Below are 17,866 nucleotides of genomic sequence, written 5' to 3'. Positions count from 1 at the left end.
CCCGGACGGCGCTCACCGTGCCCAGCCGTCCGGGCCGGCCGCCCCTCAGAAGGGACCCCAGAGCTCTCATGAGCAAGTACGCCATCGTTGGCCTCTCCTGCCTGTTTCCAGGAGCGGAGACCCCTGCCGAGTTCTGGCAGAACCTCCGTACCGGGGCGGACAGCCGCAAGGAAGGGGGCGAAGAGGTCTTCGGCCCCGCCCTCGACGCCCGGGACACCGACCCGCAGCACGGCATCTACTGCAGCCGGGGCGGCTTCATCACCGACTTCGACTTCGATCCGTCCGGCTATCTCATCGACCCCGGCCATCTCGCGGGGCTCGACCGGATCTTCCACTGGTCCCTGCATGTCGCGAGGGAGGCGCTGCGCGACAGCGGACACGCCGACCGCCCCGAGATCCTGGCCCGCACCGGGCTGATCCTGGGCAACTACTCCTTCCCCACGCCCACTTCCGCACAGGTCAGCGTGCCGCTGGTCCAGGAGGCGGTGCTCGAAGGGCTGCGCCGGGCCGGACACCCGGCACTCGGCGCGCTCGCCGAGCAGGACCTGCGCATCGACCGCGACGGACTGAAGGCGGAGGACCTGCGGGTCAGCGGCTCCCCGTCCTCGGTCGCCGCGACCGCGCTCGGCCTCGGCGGCCCCCGCTACGCGCTCGACGCCGCCTGCTCCTCCGCCCTGTACGCCCTCAAGCTGGCCTGCGACCATCTCGCGGCCGGACAGGCCGATTTGGTGCTGGCCGGCGGTGTGTGCGCACCTGACCCGACGCTGATCCACCTGTCGTTCTCGGACCTGCAGGCCTACCCCCGGGACGGCTTCAGCCAGCCCTTCGACGACAGGTCCGGCGGCATCCTCACCGGCCAGGGCGCGGGCATGGTCGCCGTCAAACGGCTGGCCGACGCGGTGCGCGACGGCGACCGGATCCACGCCGTCGTCGACGGGATCGGTCTGACGAACGACGGCAGCGGACGGCATCTGCTGGTCCCGCAGGGTGGCGGCCAACTCCAGTCGTACGAGCTCGCGTACGAGGAGGCGGGCGTCGACCCGACCACCATCGACTACCTGGAGTGCCACGCCACCGGCACCCCCATCGGCGACTCCACCGAGGCCGACTCCGTGGCTGCGTTCTTCGGCGACGCGGGCAAGGTTCCCCTGATCGGCTCGGTCAAGGGCAACATCGGCCACCTCCTCACCGTGGCCGGGCTCAGCAGTCTGCTCAAGGTCATCCTGGCCATGGGCAACGGCCACATCCCGCCGACCATCGGCATCGATCAGCCGGTCGCCTCCAAGGACGGACGGGTCGGCGACGGCGCTCTGGTCCGCACCGGCCGGGAATGGCCGCGCGGTCAGGATCCCCGCCGGGGAGCGGTCTCCGCCTTCGGCTTCGGCGGCACCAACGCGCATGTGGTGCTCTCCGAGCCGACGGACGAGGCGGTCACGGAGGCGGTCACCGAGGCTGCTGCCGCCGCGGTGCCCGCCCTCGATGTGGTGGGCCTCGGCGCGCACTTCGGCTCCTTCGACTCCCTCGACGCCTTCGAGCGGGCCGTCCACGCGGGCAGCGACGCACTGGGCCCGCTGCCCGAACGCCGCTGGCGCGGACTCGACCAGACCCGGGGCGGCTCGCTGGAGCACGGCACCGGCGTCTCGCCCGACGCGCTCCCGCACGGCGCTTTCGTGGACGGACTCGGCATCGACCCGGTGGACCTCAAGATCCCGCCGTCGGACCTGCGGACGTACAACCTCCAGCACGCGCTCGCCACCAAAGTGGCCGACGCGGCCCTGCAGGACGCCGGCTTCAGCCGCTCCGTGTCCCAGGGCCAGACCGCGCCCGCACCGCGCCGGATCGCGGTCGTGGTGGCCATGGAGATCGAGCCCATGACGCATCTGCGGCTCACCCGCCGCACGCTCGGGGCCTTCGTACGCGAGGAGTTCGCACGGGCCGGGGTCGCGATCGACGAGGAGCAGCTGGCCGCGCTGACGGCCGTGGGCCGCGACGCGGTGGTCGACCCGATCGTCGCCAACGAGGTCCTCAGCTTCATCGGCAACGTCATGGCCAGCCGTATCTCGTCGCTGTGGAACCTGACCGGACCGTCCTTCACCGTCTCCTCCGACGGTTCGGGCACCGCCGAGGCCCTCGAGGTCGCGCGGCTGCTGCTGCTCGACCCCACCATCGAGGCGGTCCTCGTCGGCGCGGTCGACCTGGCGGGCTCGGCGGAGAATCTGCTGCTGCGGCCCGACGTGGTCGCCGAGGCGGGGCTGACCTTCGGTGAGGGCAGCCGAGGCCGCCGTATCGGCGAAGGTGCCGGCGCGATCGTCGTCACCCGGCCCGGCGAGTCCCAGGCACCGGTGTACGCGCGCCTCGACTCGGTCGCCATCCGGCATGCCGCACCGGTGGACGGTGCGGTGCCCGAGGCCGACGCCGCGACCCTGACGGCCGCCGCGGAAGCGGCACTGACCGCCGCGGGTGTCACGGCCGCGGACATCGGCTACCTGGAGGCTCACGCGGGCGGCACCGAGCTCCAGGACCGTGCCGAGATCGCCGCCCTGGCCCGGGTCTACCCGGCCGACGGCGGCAGTGTCGCCCTCGGCAGCGCCAAGGCGCAGATCGGCGACGCCGGTTGCGCGGCGACCATGGCCGGGCTCATCCGGTCCGTGCTCTGCCTGCACCACGGCTACCTGCCCGGCACCAGTGGCTGGAGCCGCCCCGACGGTGAGCTGGCCGACGACTTCGCGGCCTCCGCGCTGTACGTCCCGGACGCGTCCCGTCCGTGGCTGCGCGAGACCAAGGACGCCCGCCGGTACGCGGCGGTCAGCTTCATCGGCGCCTCCGGCGCGCACGGCCATCTCGTGCTCTCCGCCGACGCCACCCGGGGCAGGGCCACGGAGTCGGACTGGCAGTGCGCGGGCGGCCCCGTCGTACTGCCCCTCGCCGCCGACTCCTTCGAGGCGCTGCACGCCTCGATCGAGCAGCATGTGGAGCTGCTGGAAGTCGCCGATCCGTACGCTCTCGCCCGCGAGGCGGCCAAGGAGCTGGCGGGCAGGAAGAAGCTGCGCGCGGTCTTCGTCGGCCGGGGCCGCGCCGAGCTGCGGGCCCAACTGGCGCTCGCCGTACGGGATCTGCCCGCCGTGAACGCCGAGGGCGGCGAGTGGGCAACCCCGGCCGGGAGCTTCTTCACCGCCCGGCCCATCGGCCCCGACGGCAAGGTCGCCCTGGTCTACCCGGGTGCGTTCAACTCCTACCCCGGGCTCGGCCAGGACTTCTTCCGGGCCTTCCCGGGGCTCCTCGACCGGTTCGAGAGCCTGGCGGACGAGCCCGCGCGGCATCTGCGCTCGCCCTCGCTCTACCCGCGCACCCAGATCACCCCCGGGCGGCGTGAACTGATGGGCCTTGAGGCCGGACTGGGCGAGGACATCCCTTTCATGCTCGCCACCGGCACCAGCTTCGCGATCCTCTACACGGACCTGGTCCGGGAGGTGCTCGGCGTCGAAGCGCACGGCGGATTCGGCTACAGCCTGGGCGAGTCGAGCATGCTCTTCGCCACCCGCGGCTGGCTGCCCGAGAGCCGCCGCGACGAGCTGATCAGCGATACGCCGATCTTCAAGCACCGGCTGTGCGGACCGAAGCGTACGGTGCGCGAGTACTGGGATCTGCCCGAGTCCGTCCCCGACGGCGAGGTGTGGGCCAGCCATGTGCTGCTCACCGACGCGGACACCGTGCGCGACGCGCTGACCCGGTACGACCGGGTCCACCTCACGCACATCAACACGCCCAACGAGCTGGTGATCGCCGGAGATCCGGCCCAGTGCAAGGCCCTCGTCAAGGAACTGGGCTGCCCCGCGGCGCGCTCTCCCGTCAACGCGGTCATGCACTGCCCGGTCGTGGACGCCGAAGTCGGCGGCCTGGCCGGTCTGAACGACTACCCCACCGGCTCGTTCGGCGATCTGGAGCTGTTCAGCGCCTACGACTACGAGGCGCTTCCCGGCCTGGACCGCAAGGAGATCGCGCGGCGCATCGCCCACACCCTGCGCTCCCCGATCGACTTCCCGCGTCTTGTGCAAGGCGCCCACGACCGTGGATTCCGCTACTTCCTGGAGGTCGGCCCCAGCGCGACCTGCTCGCGCTGGATCCACGACACGCTCGGCGACGCGGCCCATGTCGCGCTGCCCGTGGACCGGCGCGGGGCGCCGGCCACGAAGTCCGTCGCCCAGCTCGTGGCCCGTCTGGTCGGCCACGGTCTGGAGCTGGATCTGAGCCCGCTGCTGGGCACCGCCGACGAGGCCCCGGCCAGGTCCGCCCGCGCCTCCCGGTTCCGGGTCGGCGGCGGTGACCCGGTGCCCGCGCGCGTCGCCCGGGGTATCGCGGCCACCCGGCCCGTGGCCGAGCCGGTTCAGGCACCCCAGCCCGTCTCCGCCACGGCGCCCACGTCAGCGCCCGCCGCATCCGCCCCTGTCCCGTCCGCCCACGTCCCTGTCCAGCCCGTGCCCGTCCCGTCCGTACCGCCGGAGGACCCCGTCATGCCTGCCGACCCGACTCTCGCTGACGCGGAGGTCATCGCCTTCGACGGCACCCCGATCTCCTTCCTGCCGTGGGCTCCTTCGGCGCCCGGAGCAGCCGGGCCCGCTGCCTCCGGCCCCGTGCCCGCGGCGCCTGTCGCCGTGCCCGTCGCCGCCGTGCCCCAGTCGCCCGCGACGCCCGCCGCCGCTGCCACTGCTGCGCCCGCCACCGCATCCGCCGTCTCGGCTGATCCCGCCGCCGAGCTGGTCCGTGAGATCCGCCGGCAGATGGTCGCCACCCACTCGGTGGTGATGGAGACCCAGCGCATCCTCCAGGGCGCCACGCTCGGCCGGATGGAGGCGCTGCTCGACGGAACCACCACGGCCCCGGCGCCCGCCCCGCGCACCGCCGACGTCGCACAGCAGCCCGCCCTGACGGCGGCCGCATCCGACCAGGCCGTCCGCCCGGCCCTGCCTCCGGCGGCCCCCGCCGTCCCCGCGGCGCTCTCCGCGTCCGGCGGCTCCGCCACGCCTCCGGCCCCGCCCGCGCCCGCCTCACCCGCCGACCGGGAGGTCAAGGAGGGCGTGATCAAGGAAGGCGTGATCTGGGACGAGGCGGATCTGCTGGAGTTCGCCGTCGGCTCCGTCGCCAAGGTCTTCGGCCCGGAGTTCGGCGTCATCGACGGGTACGCCAAGCGCGTCCGGCTGCCCGCACCCCCGTATCACTTCGTCACCCGCGTCACCGAACTCAGCGGTACGACGGGCGAGTTCAAGCCCGCCACCATCACCACCGAGTACGACGTCCCCGAGGACGCCTGGTACGCCGTGGACGGCGGAGTGCCGCCGGCCGTGACCGTCGAGGCCGGTCAGTGCGACCTGCTGCTCGTCAGCTACCTCGGTATCGACTTCCGCAACAAGGGCGAGCGCGTCTACCGGCTGCTCGACAGCACGCTGATCTTCCGCGGCAATCTGCCCCGCGTCGGCCAGACCCTGCGCTACGACATCTCCATCGACCGCTTCGTCCACCAGGGCGACACCACGCTCTTCTTCTTCAGCTACAAGTGCTACGCCGACGGTGAGCTGATCCTCGAACTCCACGACGCCTGCGCCGGGTTCTTCAGCCAGGCGGAGCTCGACACCCCGCTCGGCGTCGTCATCACCGAGAAGGAGAAGGCCGAACGGGCCAAGCTCACCAAGGGCTGGTTCAAGCCGCTCGCGTACACCGAGAAGAACCATCTGACCTCCGCGGACCTGGAGTTGCTCGCCCAGGGCCGCATCGGCGAGGTCTTCGGCCCCGACCATGCCCAGGACCCGGGCATCAACCCGGCGATCCGGCTGCCCGACGCCAAGCTGCGGATGGTCGACGAGGTCACCATCGACCGCAAGGCAGGCCCGCGCGGCCTCGGCACGCTCAGCGCGATCAAGAAGCTCACGCCCGACGCCTGGTACTTCACATGCCACTTCCCGGACGACCATGTCCTCGCGGGCTCGCTGGTCGCCGAGGGCGCGGTGCAGCTGCTGCAGATCTACCTGATGCACCAAGGCATGCATCTGACGCTGCCGGACGCGGCCTTCCAGTGCGTGACCGACGTCCCGATCGAGGTCCAGGTCCGCGGCCAGATCACCCAGGCGCACGAGGAGATCCGCTACGAGGTCGAGGTCATGGAGCTCACGCTCCTGCCGCGCGCCACGGTGATCGCCGATGTGCTGATCTACCTGGGCGACAAGCCGGTCATCAAGATGAAGGGCCTCGGCCTCCAGGTCCGCGAGAAGGAGGGCACGCCCTACCGCCCCGAGGCCGGCGGAGTGCCGAAGTTCCTGGGCCGCCGCAACCGCGACGGCGAAGCGGCGATGATCAACGAGCTGCACCTGGCGCACGCCGCCAAGGGACAGCTGGACATGGCGATGGGACCGGAGTTCGAGGTCTACCGCAACAGCCGCGCACCGTACATCCCCAACGGAGCCTTCCAGTTCGTCGACCGCGTCATGTCCCTCAAGGGCACCCGCGGCGATCTGAGCCCCGGCTCGGAGATGGTCACGGAGTACGACTCCCCGGCCGACGCCTGGTACTACGAGCAGAACTCCCACCCGCACATGCCCAACGCCGTCTACATGGAGAGCTCCCTCCAGGCGGCGATCTTCCTCGGCTACTACCTCGGTGCCACGCTCACCCGGCCCGACGAGCAGTACGCGATCCGCAACCTGGACGGCCGCGCGACCCTGGTCAAGGACATCGACCTGCGCGGCAAGACCATCCGGCACCACTCCAAGCTGCTGATGACCAGCGCCGTCTCCGGTGCTGTCCTGCAGAACTTCAGTTACGAACTCTCCGCCGACGGCGAGGTCTTCTACACCGGCGAGTCGCTGTTCGGCTACTTCAGCGACGCGGCCCTCGCCAACCAGGTGGGCCTCGACAACGGCACGTACGTCGCTCCGTGGATCGAGACCGAGAACGTCGACGCGTCCAGGGTCCGCCGGATCGAACTGCCGGAAGGCGCGCCGGCGTTCACCGACCCGAACGGCGGCCGTCTGCGACTGCCCGGCGGCCGGTTCGCGCTCGTGGACCAGGTCGACGTCGTCGAGGACGGCGGCCGGCACGGCCACGGCTATCTGCACGGGTACCGCGAGATCCGCCCCGACGAGTGGTACTTCGACTGCCACTTCCACCGCGACCCGGTGATGCCCGGCTCGCTCGGCGTCGAGGCGATCCTCCAGGCGATGCGTCTCTTCGTGATCGACCAGAAGCTCGCCGACGGCATCGAGCAGCCCCGCTTCGCGCTGGCCACCGATGTGGAGATGTCCTGGAAGTACCGCGGCCAGATCCTGCGCCACGACCGCGAGCTCCAGTTCGACGTGCACATCAAGGAGGTCCGGCGCGAGGCGGACCGCCTGCTGATCATTGCCGACGCGGATCTTTCGAAGCCGGGCCTGCGCATCTACGAACTCACCGACGTGGCCATCGAGGTCCGTTCCACCACCGCCTGACGGCCCGCCCGCGCCCCGCGCAGCCCAAGGAGCTTCGTTTCCCCATGGATATTCGCGAGACCCCTCTCCGGTGGACCGGAGAGCGGTACCCCAGCACCGACCCGGCCGGGATCTACAACGCGCTGGCCGACCTTGACCAGCCCTGTTTCGTCGTCGTCACCCCGGACGGGATCGGTGCCGTCTCCGGCGGCTCCGTGACCGGCGGCGGCGACGGCCTGCCGCTGCTCGCCGCCGCCCAGCCGCTGCCGCCGCAGCGGCTGGGTTCGGCCGCCTTCCTCGCCGCCCACCGGGTGCGCCAGCCGTACATGGCGGGTGCGATGGCCGGCGGGATCGCCTCGGCCGACATGGTGATCGCCCTCGCCCGCGAGGGCTTCCTCGCCTCCTACGGTGCGGCCGGGCTGCTGCCCGAGACCATCGAGAAGGCGCTCGGCAGGTTCGCCGCCGAGATCCCGGGACTTCCGTACGCCGTCAATCTCATTCACAGTCCCAGCGAGGACCGTCTCGAGCGGGAGGCCGTGGATCTGTTCCTGCGCCACGGCGTGCGATGCGTGGAGGCGTCCGCCTTCATGGACCTCACCCCGCACGTCGTCCGCTACCGGCTGGCCGGACTGCGCACGGACCAGGACGGCCGGGTGGTCGCCGAGAACCGGCTGATCGCCAAGATCTCCCGCTCCGAGACCGCCGAGCGTTTCATGCGCCCGGCCCCGGCCACCCTGGTCAGCTCCCTGCTGGAGCAGGGCCTGATCACCCACGACCAGGCCGCACTTGCCCACCATGTGCCGCTGGCCGACGACATCACCGTCGAGGCGGACTCGGGCGGCCACACCGACCGGCGCCCGTTGCCCGCGCTGCTGCCGACGATCCTGCGGCTGCGCGACACCGTCCAGCGCGAGCACCGTTACGCCGTGCCGATCAGGGTCGGGGCCGGCGGCGGCCTCGGCACACCGGTCGCGGTCGCCGCGACCTTCGCGATGGGTGCCGCGTATGTCGTCACCGGCTCCGTCAACCAGTCCTGCCTGGAGTCCGGGGCGTCCACCGAGTCCAAGGCGATGCTCGCCGAGGCGGGCATTGCCGATGTCGACATGGCGCCGGCCGCCGACATGTTCGAGATGGGGGTGGACCTCCAGGTCCTGAAGAAGGGCACGCTCTTCCCGATGCGGGCCCGTCGGCTCTACCAGATCTACCAGGCGTACGACGGCCTCGAGTCGATCCCCGCCGCCGACCGGGCCAAGCTGGAGCAGCAGGTCTTCCGGCGGCCGCTGGAGGACGTCTGGCAGGAGTGCGTCGGCTACTTCGAGCGGCGCGACCCGGAGCAGCTCACCCGCGCCGCCGGCAACCCCAAGCGCCGGATGGCGCTGGTCTTCCGCTGGTACCTGGGCATGTCGTCGCGCTGGGCGGTCGTCGGCGACAAGGACCGCGCCATGGACTACCAGATCTGGTGCGGCCCGGCGATGGGCAGCTTCAACGACTGGGTGACCGGCAGCTATCTGAAGACCCCGGGCAACCGGCGGGTGGCCGATGTGGCCCACCACCTCATGCTCGGCGCCGCCTTCCACACCCGGCTCGCCCAGCTGCGCAGCGCGGGTGTGCACATTCCGTCGACGGCGGGCGACTACCGCCCGGTGCCGCTGGAGACCCCGGCGCACGGCTCCCCGGCGGGTATGCGATGACCCTGCTCACCCCGGAGGAGCTGGAGGCGCTGCTCGGCGACCCCGGCGACAACACCAATCCGTACGGCTTCGCCGCCGCCGTCGAGCGCGACGAGCGCGACAAATTCCCCACCGCGCTCTGCGAGTTGCTGCGCCGGGCCGGTTTCCACCTCAACTACCTGCCCAAGGAGTGGGGCGGCGCGCTCGAGTCCTTCGACCGCAGTCTGACCCTGGTACGGGCCGCCGCCCGCCGGGACGTCAACATCATGCCCGGCACGATGTTCAGCATCATCGCCGCGACCTGTCTGCAACTGCACGGGACACCGGAGCAGCAGCGCCGGGCGGCGGAGATCCTGACCGGCGGCGGTGCCGTGGCCTTCGCGCTCACCGAGGCGGAGCACGGCAGCGACCTGCTCACCAACGAGGTCCGGCTGACCCCGGAAGGGGAGCTGAACGGCGAGAAGTGGATGGTCGGCCTCGGCATGAGCTGCGAGGCGGTGTACGTGATCGCCCGCACCGGTGAGCGCGGCCCCGGCGCCTTCTCCGCGGTCCTCCTCGACCTGGCGGACATCCCCGACGGACAGCTGGAGCGCACTCCGGCCGTCCGTACGGGCGGCATGCGCGGCATCGACCTCGCCCGGCTGCGCTTCAACGGCCTGATGGTGCCCGAGAAGGCGCTGGTCGGCAAGGAGGGCGAGGGACTTGAGGCGGCCGTCAAGGCCCAGCAGGCCGTACGGCTGATGAGCATGGCGGGCAGCCTGGGCATCGCCGACACGGCGGTACGGCTCGCGCTGGACTTCGCCACGACCCGCACGATCGGCCGCGCGGTCCTCACCGAGTCGCCGCACCCCCGGCGTGAACTGGCCGTCGCCGCCTCGGCGTTGCTGGCAGCGGACGTGGTGGCGCTGACCGCCGCCCGCGGTGTCCATGTGGTGCCCGAGGCGTTCAGCGTCTGGGCACTGGCCGCCAAACACGTAGTGGCGGAGGCTACCGACGAGCTGATCCGCCGCTGCGGCACAGTGCTCGCCACCCGCTCGGTCCTGCGTGAGGGCGAGCGGGGGGCGGGCTTGTTCCAGAAGCTCCAGCGGGACTCGGCGGTGGTCCGGGTGATCGACGCGAGCACCCAGGCCAACCTCCGTTCATTTGCAGGCCAGTTGCCCACGCTGACGGAGGGTGCGGGGGAACCTGACCCGGCAGCCGTGGCCGCGGTCTACTCGCTCGACGCGGAGCTGCCCGCGTACGAACCCGCCAGGCTCGACATGTTCGCCCGCGGTGTCGATCCGGTGCTCGCCGGACTCCCGGACGCCGCCACGGACGTGTCCGATGCCCTGGACGACGACCAGAGCGCGGCCCCGGTCGTCGAGCTGGTCGGGCAGCTGGCAGAGGCCGTGGCCGGGCTCGGCGATCTGACCCGGGCCGCACGGGAGCGCGGCGCCGACCCGAACGCGCTGGTGGACGCCGCCGAGCGGTACGCCTGGCTGCACGCAGCCGCGTCCTGCGTCCACCTGTGGTGGGCCAACCGGGACCGGTCGCTGTACGACACCGAGCCCGGCTCCGCCGGCTGGCTGGGCGCGACGCTCGGCTACCTCCTCGCCCGTGCCGACGGTGTGGACCCCCGTCGGCACGGGGCCGTACTGACACCTGCGCTCGACGCCGTCGTGGCGCTGCGGGAGACCGACCGGCTGTTCTCCGCCCTGCCCGTCCGACTGGCCACCACCCGATAGGAGTTCTTCATGTCCAAGGCCGACCTGACCGCGCTGGCCGCGCGGCTGGAGGAACACCTCGGCGACCCGCACGACGCGGGCAGCCGGATCCCCTTCACCCGGGTGCTGGACCACGACGAGAACCAGGAGTACCCGCACGCCTTCGTCAACCAGCTCCGCCGCTGGGGCGTCCTCGACCACACCCTTCCTGCCGCACACGGCGCCAAGGCCGACGACATCGAGACCGGCTTCAACCTGATGCGGCTCGTCGCCCGCCGCGATGTCACGACGGCCACTGCCCTGGTCATCAACGTCCTCGGCTTCCTGCCCGCGTGGGTGGGCGGCACCGACGAGCAGAAGCGCGGTCTGATCGAGGAGATGCAGCGCGGCCGCGGACTGTCCTGGGGACTGACGGAACGCGAACACGGCAGCGATCTGCTCGCCAACGAGGTGACCGCCGAGAAGGTCGACGGCGGCTATCTGCTGACCGGCGAGAAGTGGCTGATCGGCAACGCCACCGTCTGCGACAAGGTCGCCGTCCACGCCCGCACCGGCAAGCGCGGCGGCCCGGCCGCCCACACCATCCTCATGGTGGACAAGTGGCTCCTCGACCCCGAAACGGTCGAGGAACTGCCCGTCGAGAAGCTGCACGGGCTGCGCGCCCTCGACCTCAGCGGGCTGCGCCTGAAGGGGGCCTTCGTCCCCGACTCGGCGCGGATCGGAGCCGAGGGCCAGGGCCTGGAGCTCGCACTCAAGTCCGGCCAGCTGGCACGCGCCGTGATCAGCAGCTTCGCGATGTCGGCCACCGACACGGCGCTGCGGCTCGTCCTGGACTTCACCGAGGTCCGCGTGCTGTTCGGCGGCACGGTCAGCGATGTCCCCTACAGCCGCCGCCAGTTGACGGAGGCCTTCGCCGATCTGATGCTGGCCGACGCGGTGAGCCTGGGCGCGGTGCGCGCACTGCAGGCGGCGCCCGAGCAGATCAGCGTGTGGTCGTCGGTGGTCAAGTACCTGGTGCCGACGCTGCTGGAAAAGACCATGTCGCAGCTGAACGTGGTCCTCGGGGCCCGCTTCTTCCTGCGGGACCACCCGCACTACGGCATGCACCAGAAGATGCTGCGTGACCTCATGGTCGCCAACTTCGCCGACGGCAACACCGTGGTGAACCTGCGCAACATCGGCCAGCAGCTGAACGCTCTGCTGACCAGCGCCGGCAGTGCCGCCCCCGAGGTCCTTCAGGCATCGGCCGAGAACGCCGCCACCCTCTTCGGCATGGACAGCGGCCTGCCGCCGTACGAGCCGGTGAAGCAGGAGATGTTCAGCCGCGGGCTCGACGACGCGGTCCTCGCCGGACCCGACGGCGTACGCAGCCTGCGCGTCCTGGCCGAGGACGTCAAGGGCAATGAGCGCGACTGGCTGCTGAAGGCGGCCGACGTGGCCGGCGAACTGCTCGGCCGGGCCGGCACGATGGCGGAGCGCGCCGCGGCGCTCAAGGCCGAACTGGGCCGCGATTACGCCCAGTCGACCGAGCTGTTCGAGCTGTCCAAGGAGTACTGCCTGCTCCACGCCACCGCGGCCTGCGTGCTCACCTTCGTCCACTCGCACGACGCGCTGGAGGACCCGCTGCCCAGCGGCGCTCTTCTGCTGCTCCAGCTGGAACGGCTGCGCAAGCACCTCTACCCGCAGGAGTCCGTCACCGACCAGTCCGTCATCGACGAGGTGATGCGCGTACTGCGTCATCTGCATCGCGAGAACCTGCTCTTCTCGCACTGGCAGTTCCCGCTCGCCGAGCGCACCGTCGACGCCGCCGCAACGCGACTCTGACCGGCCGGGGACCGACGCCCATGCATCCCGACCCGACGTTCCTGTGGCTCCTGCCCGAGCGTGCCGTGGACGACTTCGCCGCGGCGCTGGGCGGCACACGGCTGCTCACGGCGCAGGAGCAGGCCGCGATGGAACGACGGCTGACTGCGGGTGCGCGGCGCCGGTACCTCGGTGCGCGGCTGCTGTGCCGTTACGCGCTCAGCGCCCGCACCGGCCGTCCACTGGACCGGTGGCGCTTCCGTATCGGCGGCTTCGGGCGTCCCGAACCCGAACCGGACGAGGAGGGCGTGAGGTTCAATCTCTCCCACACCGAGGGCCTCATCGCCTGCGTCGTCACCCAGGGGCGCGCATGCGGTGTCGACGTGGGCCCCACTCCCGCGCGGGCCGAGCTGGTGTCCCATCTCGGCCACCGGCTCGCCCCCGCCGAACGCGCGGAGCTCGCCGCCGCCGCTCCCGGCGTCCGCGCGGCCCTGGCCGGTGAGTTCTGGGTGCTGAAGGAGGCGTATCTCAAGGCCCTGGGCACCGGGTTGTCCCGGAGCCTCGGCGGATTCTCCTTCGCGCCCCGCGCCGCGGACCGTATCGCCGTTCACGACCCGGAGCAGCCGGCGGGGACCGATGCCCGCTGGTGGTTCGACCTGCTCCATCCCGGCCCGGGGCACGTCCTGGCCGTCGCCACAGAGGACGGGCGGCCAGGAGCCCTGCGCCGCACAGACCTCTATGACCTCTCGCTCTTCGACTCCTCGCTCTCCGACATCTCGTACGTATGAGACCGACCATGAAGGACAAGCTCATGCCGCAGCCCACCACCCCACGTGTCGCCATCGTCGGTGCCGGCGTCGCCGGCATCTCCGCCGCGTATCACCTGCGCGACCGCGCCCGTATCACCGTCTTCGAGCGGGAGGACCGCCTCGGCGGACACGCCAACACCGTCGAGGTCGAGGAGAACGGCAGGATCCTCGGTATCGACACGGCGTTCGTCGTCTTCAACCGTCCCGCCTACACCAACCTCTGCGAATTCTTCGACGAGCTGGGAGTCGAGGCGGTCGAGCACCGCGGGGCCTTCAACTTCTTCGACCTGGACTCCGGTCTCGAGTACGGCACGAAGGAGCTCGGCCTGAGTGAGGAGGAGGTGGCCGGGCGCTACTCCGAGGAGTTCCTGACCATCTGGCAGGAGGCCAGGCGCTTCCACACCGAGGGCCGCAAGGACTTCGTCCGCAAGCGGGCCGACATTCCGCTCGGCGAATACCTCGACCGCGGCGGATACAGCCAGGCCTTCCGTCACTCGTATGTGATCCTGCTCTGCTCGGCGGTCTGGTCGATTCCCGCCGAGCTGATCTGGGAGATGCCCGCGAGCACCGCGATCGCCTTCTTCATGGGGCACGACGAGGGCGGTCTGGGCGGCCGGCACGTGGACTGGCGCACCGTCGGCGGCGGTTCGGTCTCCTACGTACGCAAGGCGATCGCCGCGATCGGCCCCGAGGTCCGCACCGGCGAGGCCGTCAGCCGTATCCACCAGGAGGCCGACGGCGTCACGGTGACCACGGACAAGGGCAGCGAGAAGTTCGACTACGTCGTGGTCGGCGCCCACGCGGACGAGGCGCTCGCGATGCTCGACAACCCCACCGAGCGCCAGCACGAGGTGCTCTCCAAGGTGGAGTACAACTCCTCCACGGTCATCCTGCACACGGACCCCTCGGTGGTGCCCGAGGACAAGAGCCGCTGGGAGGCCTGGAACTACGGCAAGGTCGAGGTCGGCGGACAGCCCAAGACGTACGTCGCGTACTACATGAACAAGCTGCACGGATTCACGGCCGAGAAGGACTACTTCGTCACGCTCGACTATCCGGGAGAGGTCGACCCGGACACGGTGATCGCCGAATTCCCCTACACCCACCCGATCATCAATGTCGATGTGCGCGAAATGCAGAACGACATCTACAACGTGAACGAGGGCACCCGCGTGAAGCTGTGCGGGTCCTACTTCCACGCCAAGCGGCACGGCGTTGACCAGATCGGCTCCCACGAGGCGGGCTACTCCTCCGGAATGGAGATCGCGGCCCAGCTCATCCGCGAACTCTGATCGCTCGACACACAAAGCGCCCCTGCGTACCGCATCCGGTACACAGGGGCGCTCTGTGCGTGGGGGATCACGCGCCGCCGGTGCGCAGAGCCTGCCCGCTGAGAATGTTCGTCAGATAGCCGACGACCGACCGGGCCGTCTGCTGCTCCGCCTCGATCTGGTTCATCTCCCGTCGCAGCCGGGCGACTTCCCCTCTCCCCTCCGAGGGCGCCGGCACATGAGCGCGTGCCCAGCCGTCCGGCCCCTCCCTCTCCGGGGCGAACAACGCGGGGGCCTGCACACTGATCTGCTCGAGGCGGGCGGTCAGCAGCGGGGTACCGCCGTGCGCCGCGGTGAGCCGCTGACGGGCCCGCGTATAGACACGGATCGCGTCGGCCCCGCGCCCGCAGCGGCACAGTGCCAGCATCAACTGGTCGTGGAAGCGCTCGCGCAGCGGTTGGGCGGCGGTCAGTTCCTCGAGCTCCGGGATGATGCGACGGTGCTCCCCGGCGCGCAGGGCGCAGTCGAAGAGGATCTGCAGAGCCTGCAGCCGCTCCTCCTCGAGTCGGGCGACCAGCGCCGCGCAGACGGGACCGTGGGAGCCGCCCTCCAGTGCGGTACCGCGCCAGAGCCCGAGCGCCCTGCGCAGCGAGTCGTACGCGCCCTGCGGATCGTCCGGCGCGATGCGCTGGGCCTGTGCCACCGCCAGGCAGAACCGGCCACTGTCGGTCTCCGCCGGGCGGGCCTCCAGGAGATAGCCGGCGGCCCGGGCCACCAGGCGCGGTGCGCCGGCCCGCTCGGGCTCCACATCGAGGAGGGCCTTGCGGAGCCCGGAAACATGGGCGTTGAGCGTGTTGCGAGCCTTCAGCGGCGGCAGTGCGCCCCACAGTTCCCGGATCAACCGCTCCCTGGGTACGGGGGAGTTGGGGCGGGAGAGCAGGGTGCCCAGCAGCAGTCTCTGTTTGGGACTGGTCAGCGGTATGCGCCGGTGCCGCTTCTCGTCGTACAACTCGGGCGAGCCCAGAATCCGGAACTGCATGCTCTTGCCTCCCCGTGCGCTGTCCACGGCGTTCGCCGTGCTGCGTTCAGCTCACGAGCAGACCACCCGGGCGGCAGGCCGGGCCTGAGTCGCGGGTACTCACCTTCGCCGCCCCGACCGGGGTGTGCGGCGTCGCTCGGGGCACGTGACTTTCCAGCCAAGTGAGTACTGATCACTCACGTACGCGCGGGCGCGGCGTGGTGAAGTGGTCGGCACAAGCTCCTCGCGGGGAGCGGTCAGCCGCCGTACCGGACGGTTGACTCGGCTTCCTGCGCGAGCCGGCGCAGGGCCAGCAGCGCCGGCTCGAGGAGGAACGTCAACAGGACGGCACGCTCGGCCTTTTCGATCGGATCGGCCGGATCCTGGAGCTGATCGAGGTCCAGGGCGGCGGTCTTCCCGGCGAGCTGTGCGTAGGGGATGAGGGACTGCCAGTCGTAGTCCATACCGAGCGATCTGAGGGTGTGCAGTGTCTGGGTTATGACATGCCGGGCCGGGTTGTGCTCCGTGACCTTCCAGCCCATCTCGGCCAGCAGCGCGCTCACTTCGGAGTTGTCGGGGTCGGGGTCCTCGTCCTTGGCGCCGGCGACCGGCCAGACGCCGAAGACGAGCCCGAGCAGTTCATGGGTGTCGGTCTCGACCTCGGAGATGGCGTCGAGTACGTCCTTCGCGGCACTGACGGTCAGTCCGCGCACCCCGATCAGAGCGCGGATCAGCCGGAGCCGCTGGACATGCGACTCTCCGTACTCTGCCTGGGTCGCGGCCGTGGGCCGGCCTGGCGGCAACAGCCCTTCGCGCAGGTAGTACTTGATCGTGGCAGTGGACACCCCGCTGCGGCGGCTCAACTCGGAAATTCGCACCTGATCCCGCTTCCCACTGGCAATTGGGCAGCCCTACTGTCTAATATAGATACTGCCACTCACCAACTGTGGATGCGAGGATACCGTGCCGACTCTTCCTTGGACGACGCCGAACCCTGCCCGACCCAACACCCGCGCCTTCGTGATGGCCTCGCGTCTTGAGGTGAAGTCCAAGAAACACGTGCCGCGCTTCTTCCTGAAGTCCCTCTCCGCCTGGGGCCAGGTGCGCTCCGCGCCGGGAGCGCTCGGGGCGTCCCTGGAGGCCCGGCTCCTGAAGGGGGTCTTCTTCACGCTCTCGGCGTGGGAGGACAGGGACGCGCTGTACAGGTACGCGCGGACCGAGCCCCACAAGAGCGTGATGACCGGCCTGCGGTCCACGATGAGCGGATCGACGTTCACGTTCTGGGAGGTGCCGGTGGAGGAGCTGCCGATCTCCTGGAAGGACGCGAAGCGGCGCATCGACGAGCAGGCTCGCGCCGACGCGGAGAGCGGCGCCTGAACTCCCGGCCCGGGGTCGCCCCCGTCCCCGGGCCGGGTCACACAACACAGGCCCTGTCCGGTCCCGACCGGACAGGGCCTGAGCGCATCAGGCGACCACGCGCGCCAGCAGGAAGCCGTCCCAGCCCTTGACGCCCACCGTCTGCACCGCTGTCGCCTCCAGCCGCGCCTCCCGCGCCACCAGCTCGTACATCCGCCGCGTCCCCACGACCCCCGGGTCCGTGCTCTCCGGGTCCGCCACCGCGCCGCCCCGGATCGCGTTGTCGACAATGATCAGGCTGCCGGGGCGGGTGAGCTTCAGCGCCCACTCCACGTACTGCGGGTTGCTCTGCTTGTCCGCGTCGATGAAGACCAGGTCGAACGGCCCCGCGCCCGGTTCGGCGACCAGTCTCGGCAAGGTCTCCAGGGCCGGGCCCACGCGGACCTCGGCGATCTTGTCGAGGCCCGCGTGCGCGAGGTTCGCACGGGCGACCTCCGCGTGGCCCGGGTTGTACTCCAGGGAGATCAGCCTGCCGTCCTCCGGCAGCGCCCTGGCCAGCCAGATCGTGCTGTAGCCGCCCAGCGTGCCGATCTCGAGCACGGTTCGCGCCCCCTGGATCCCGGCCAGCAGATGCAGCAGCTTGCCCTGGTTCGGCGCGACATTGATGGCGGGGAGACCGGCCGCCTCGCTCGCCGCGAGCGCCGCGGTCAGCGCTTCGTCGGCGGGTACGAGGAGATCGGTGACATAGCGGTCGACTGCGTTCCACTGCTCCTGGGTCATAC

The 17,866-nt window shown here is 70.8% G+C and carries 10 protein-coding genes; 7 read left to right on the top strand and 3 right to left on the bottom strand.

What is annotated here, in order from left to right:
* Positions 1-68: 68 nt before the first annotated feature.
* From ABZS64_RS00790 to ABZS64_RS00765, 6 genes are read left to right on the top strand one after another with little or no spacing between them, the layout of a single operon-like run.
* Positions 69-7,475, top strand: coding sequence for a beta-ketoacyl synthase N-terminal-like domain-containing protein (locus ABZS64_RS00790; protein ID WP_355821617.1), 7,407 nt, complete (start codon positions 69-71; stop codon positions 7,473-7,475).
* Positions 7,476-7,519: 44 nt separating this feature from the next.
* On the top strand, positions 7,520-9,145 hold the full coding sequence (locus ABZS64_RS00785; RefSeq protein ID WP_355821615.1) for a PfaD family polyunsaturated fatty acid/polyketide biosynthesis protein: 1,626 nt from the start codon (positions 7,520-7,522) through the stop codon (positions 9,143-9,145).
* Positions 9,142-10,848: an acyl-CoA dehydrogenase family protein gene (locus ABZS64_RS00780; RefSeq protein WP_355821613.1), complete on the top strand. Its 1,707-nt coding sequence runs from the start codon at positions 9,142-9,144 to the stop codon at positions 10,846-10,848. Before ABZS64_RS00785 ends, ABZS64_RS00780 begins: the two co-directional genes overlap by 4 nt.
* 9 nt (positions 10,849-10,857) lie before the next feature.
* The gene (locus ABZS64_RS00775; protein WP_355821611.1) at positions 10,858-12,651 is read left to right on the top strand and encodes an acyl-CoA dehydrogenase family protein; all 1,794 of its coding nucleotides are present in this window, start codon (positions 10,858-10,860) and stop codon (positions 12,649-12,651) included.
* Between the two features lie 20 nt (positions 12,652-12,671).
* Positions 12,672-13,418: a 4'-phosphopantetheinyl transferase superfamily protein gene (locus tag ABZS64_RS00770; RefSeq protein ID WP_355821609.1), complete on the top strand. Its 747-nt coding sequence runs from the start codon at positions 12,672-12,674 to the stop codon at positions 13,416-13,418.
* Positions 13,419-13,426: 8 nt separating this feature from the next.
* Positions 13,427-14,731: an FAD-dependent oxidoreductase gene (locus tag ABZS64_RS00765; RefSeq protein WP_355821607.1), complete on the top strand. Its 1,305-nt coding sequence runs from the start codon at positions 13,427-13,429 to the stop codon at positions 14,729-14,731.
* Positions 14,732-14,798: 67 nt separating this feature from the next.
* On the opposite strand, the gene ABZS64_RS00760 is transcribed toward ABZS64_RS00765, so the two are convergent.
* Complete coding sequence (locus ABZS64_RS00760) at positions 14,799-15,749, bottom strand: AfsR/SARP family transcriptional regulator (protein WP_355821605.1); 951 nt, start codon at positions 15,747-15,749, stop codon at positions 14,799-14,801.
* Between the two features lie 236 nt (positions 15,750-15,985).
* Positions 15,986-16,606, bottom strand: a complete 621-nt coding sequence (locus ABZS64_RS00755; RefSeq protein WP_355821603.1) for a MerR family transcriptional regulator — start codon at positions 16,604-16,606, stop codon at positions 15,986-15,988.
* An 85-nt stretch (positions 16,607-16,691) separates the two neighbouring features.
* Between ABZS64_RS00755 and ABZS64_RS00750 the strand changes: the two genes are divergently transcribed.
* On the top strand, positions 16,692-17,105 hold the full coding sequence (locus ABZS64_RS00750) for a DUF3291 domain-containing protein (RefSeq protein WP_355821601.1): 414 nt from the start codon (positions 16,692-16,694) through the stop codon (positions 17,103-17,105).
* Positions 17,106-17,192: 87 nt separating this feature from the next.
* On the opposite strand, the gene ABZS64_RS00745 is transcribed toward ABZS64_RS00750, so the two are convergent.
* Complete coding sequence (locus tag ABZS64_RS00745; protein WP_355821600.1) at positions 17,193-17,864, bottom strand: O-methyltransferase; 672 nt, start codon at positions 17,862-17,864, stop codon at positions 17,193-17,195.
* Positions 17,865-17,866: the final 2 nt, after the last annotated feature.

This window comes from Streptomyces sp. NPDC005408, from assembly GCF_040606445.1.
Lineage (GTDB): Bacteria > Actinomycetota > Actinomycetes > Streptomycetales > Streptomycetaceae > Streptomyces.
This window is presented reverse-complemented; position numbering and strand designations above follow the sequence as displayed.

What these genes read in the sequence shown, in the direction of transcription:
- ABZS64_RS00790 (WP_355821617.1), top strand. Translation starts at nt 69, where the DNA reads ATGAGCAAGTACGCCATCGTTGGCCTCTCCTGCCTGTTTCCAGGAGCG.
- ABZS64_RS00785 (WP_355821615.1), top strand. Translation starts at nt 7,520, where the DNA reads ATGGATATTCGCGAGACCCCTCTCCGGTGGACCGGAGAGCGGTACCCC.
- ABZS64_RS00780 (WP_355821613.1), top strand. Translation starts at nt 9,142, where the DNA reads ATGACCCTGCTCACCCCGGAGGAGCTGGAGGCGCTGCTCGGCGACCCC.
- ABZS64_RS00775 (WP_355821611.1), top strand. Translation starts at nt 10,858, where the DNA reads ATGTCCAAGGCCGACCTGACCGCGCTGGCCGCGCGGCTGGAGGAACAC.
- ABZS64_RS00770 (WP_355821609.1), top strand. Translation starts at nt 12,672, where the DNA reads ATGCATCCCGACCCGACGTTCCTGTGGCTCCTGCCCGAGCGTGCCGTG.
- ABZS64_RS00765 (WP_355821607.1), top strand. Translation starts at nt 13,427, where the DNA reads ATGAAGGACAAGCTCATGCCGCAGCCCACCACCCCACGTGTCGCCATC.
- ABZS64_RS00760 (WP_355821605.1), bottom strand. Translation starts at nt 15,749, where the DNA reads ATGCAGTTCCGGATTCTGGGCTCGCCCGAGTTGTACGACGAGAAGCGG.
- ABZS64_RS00745 (WP_355821600.1), bottom strand. Translation starts at nt 17,864, where the DNA reads ATGACCCAGGAGCAGTGGAACGCAGTCGACCGCTATGTCACCGATCTC.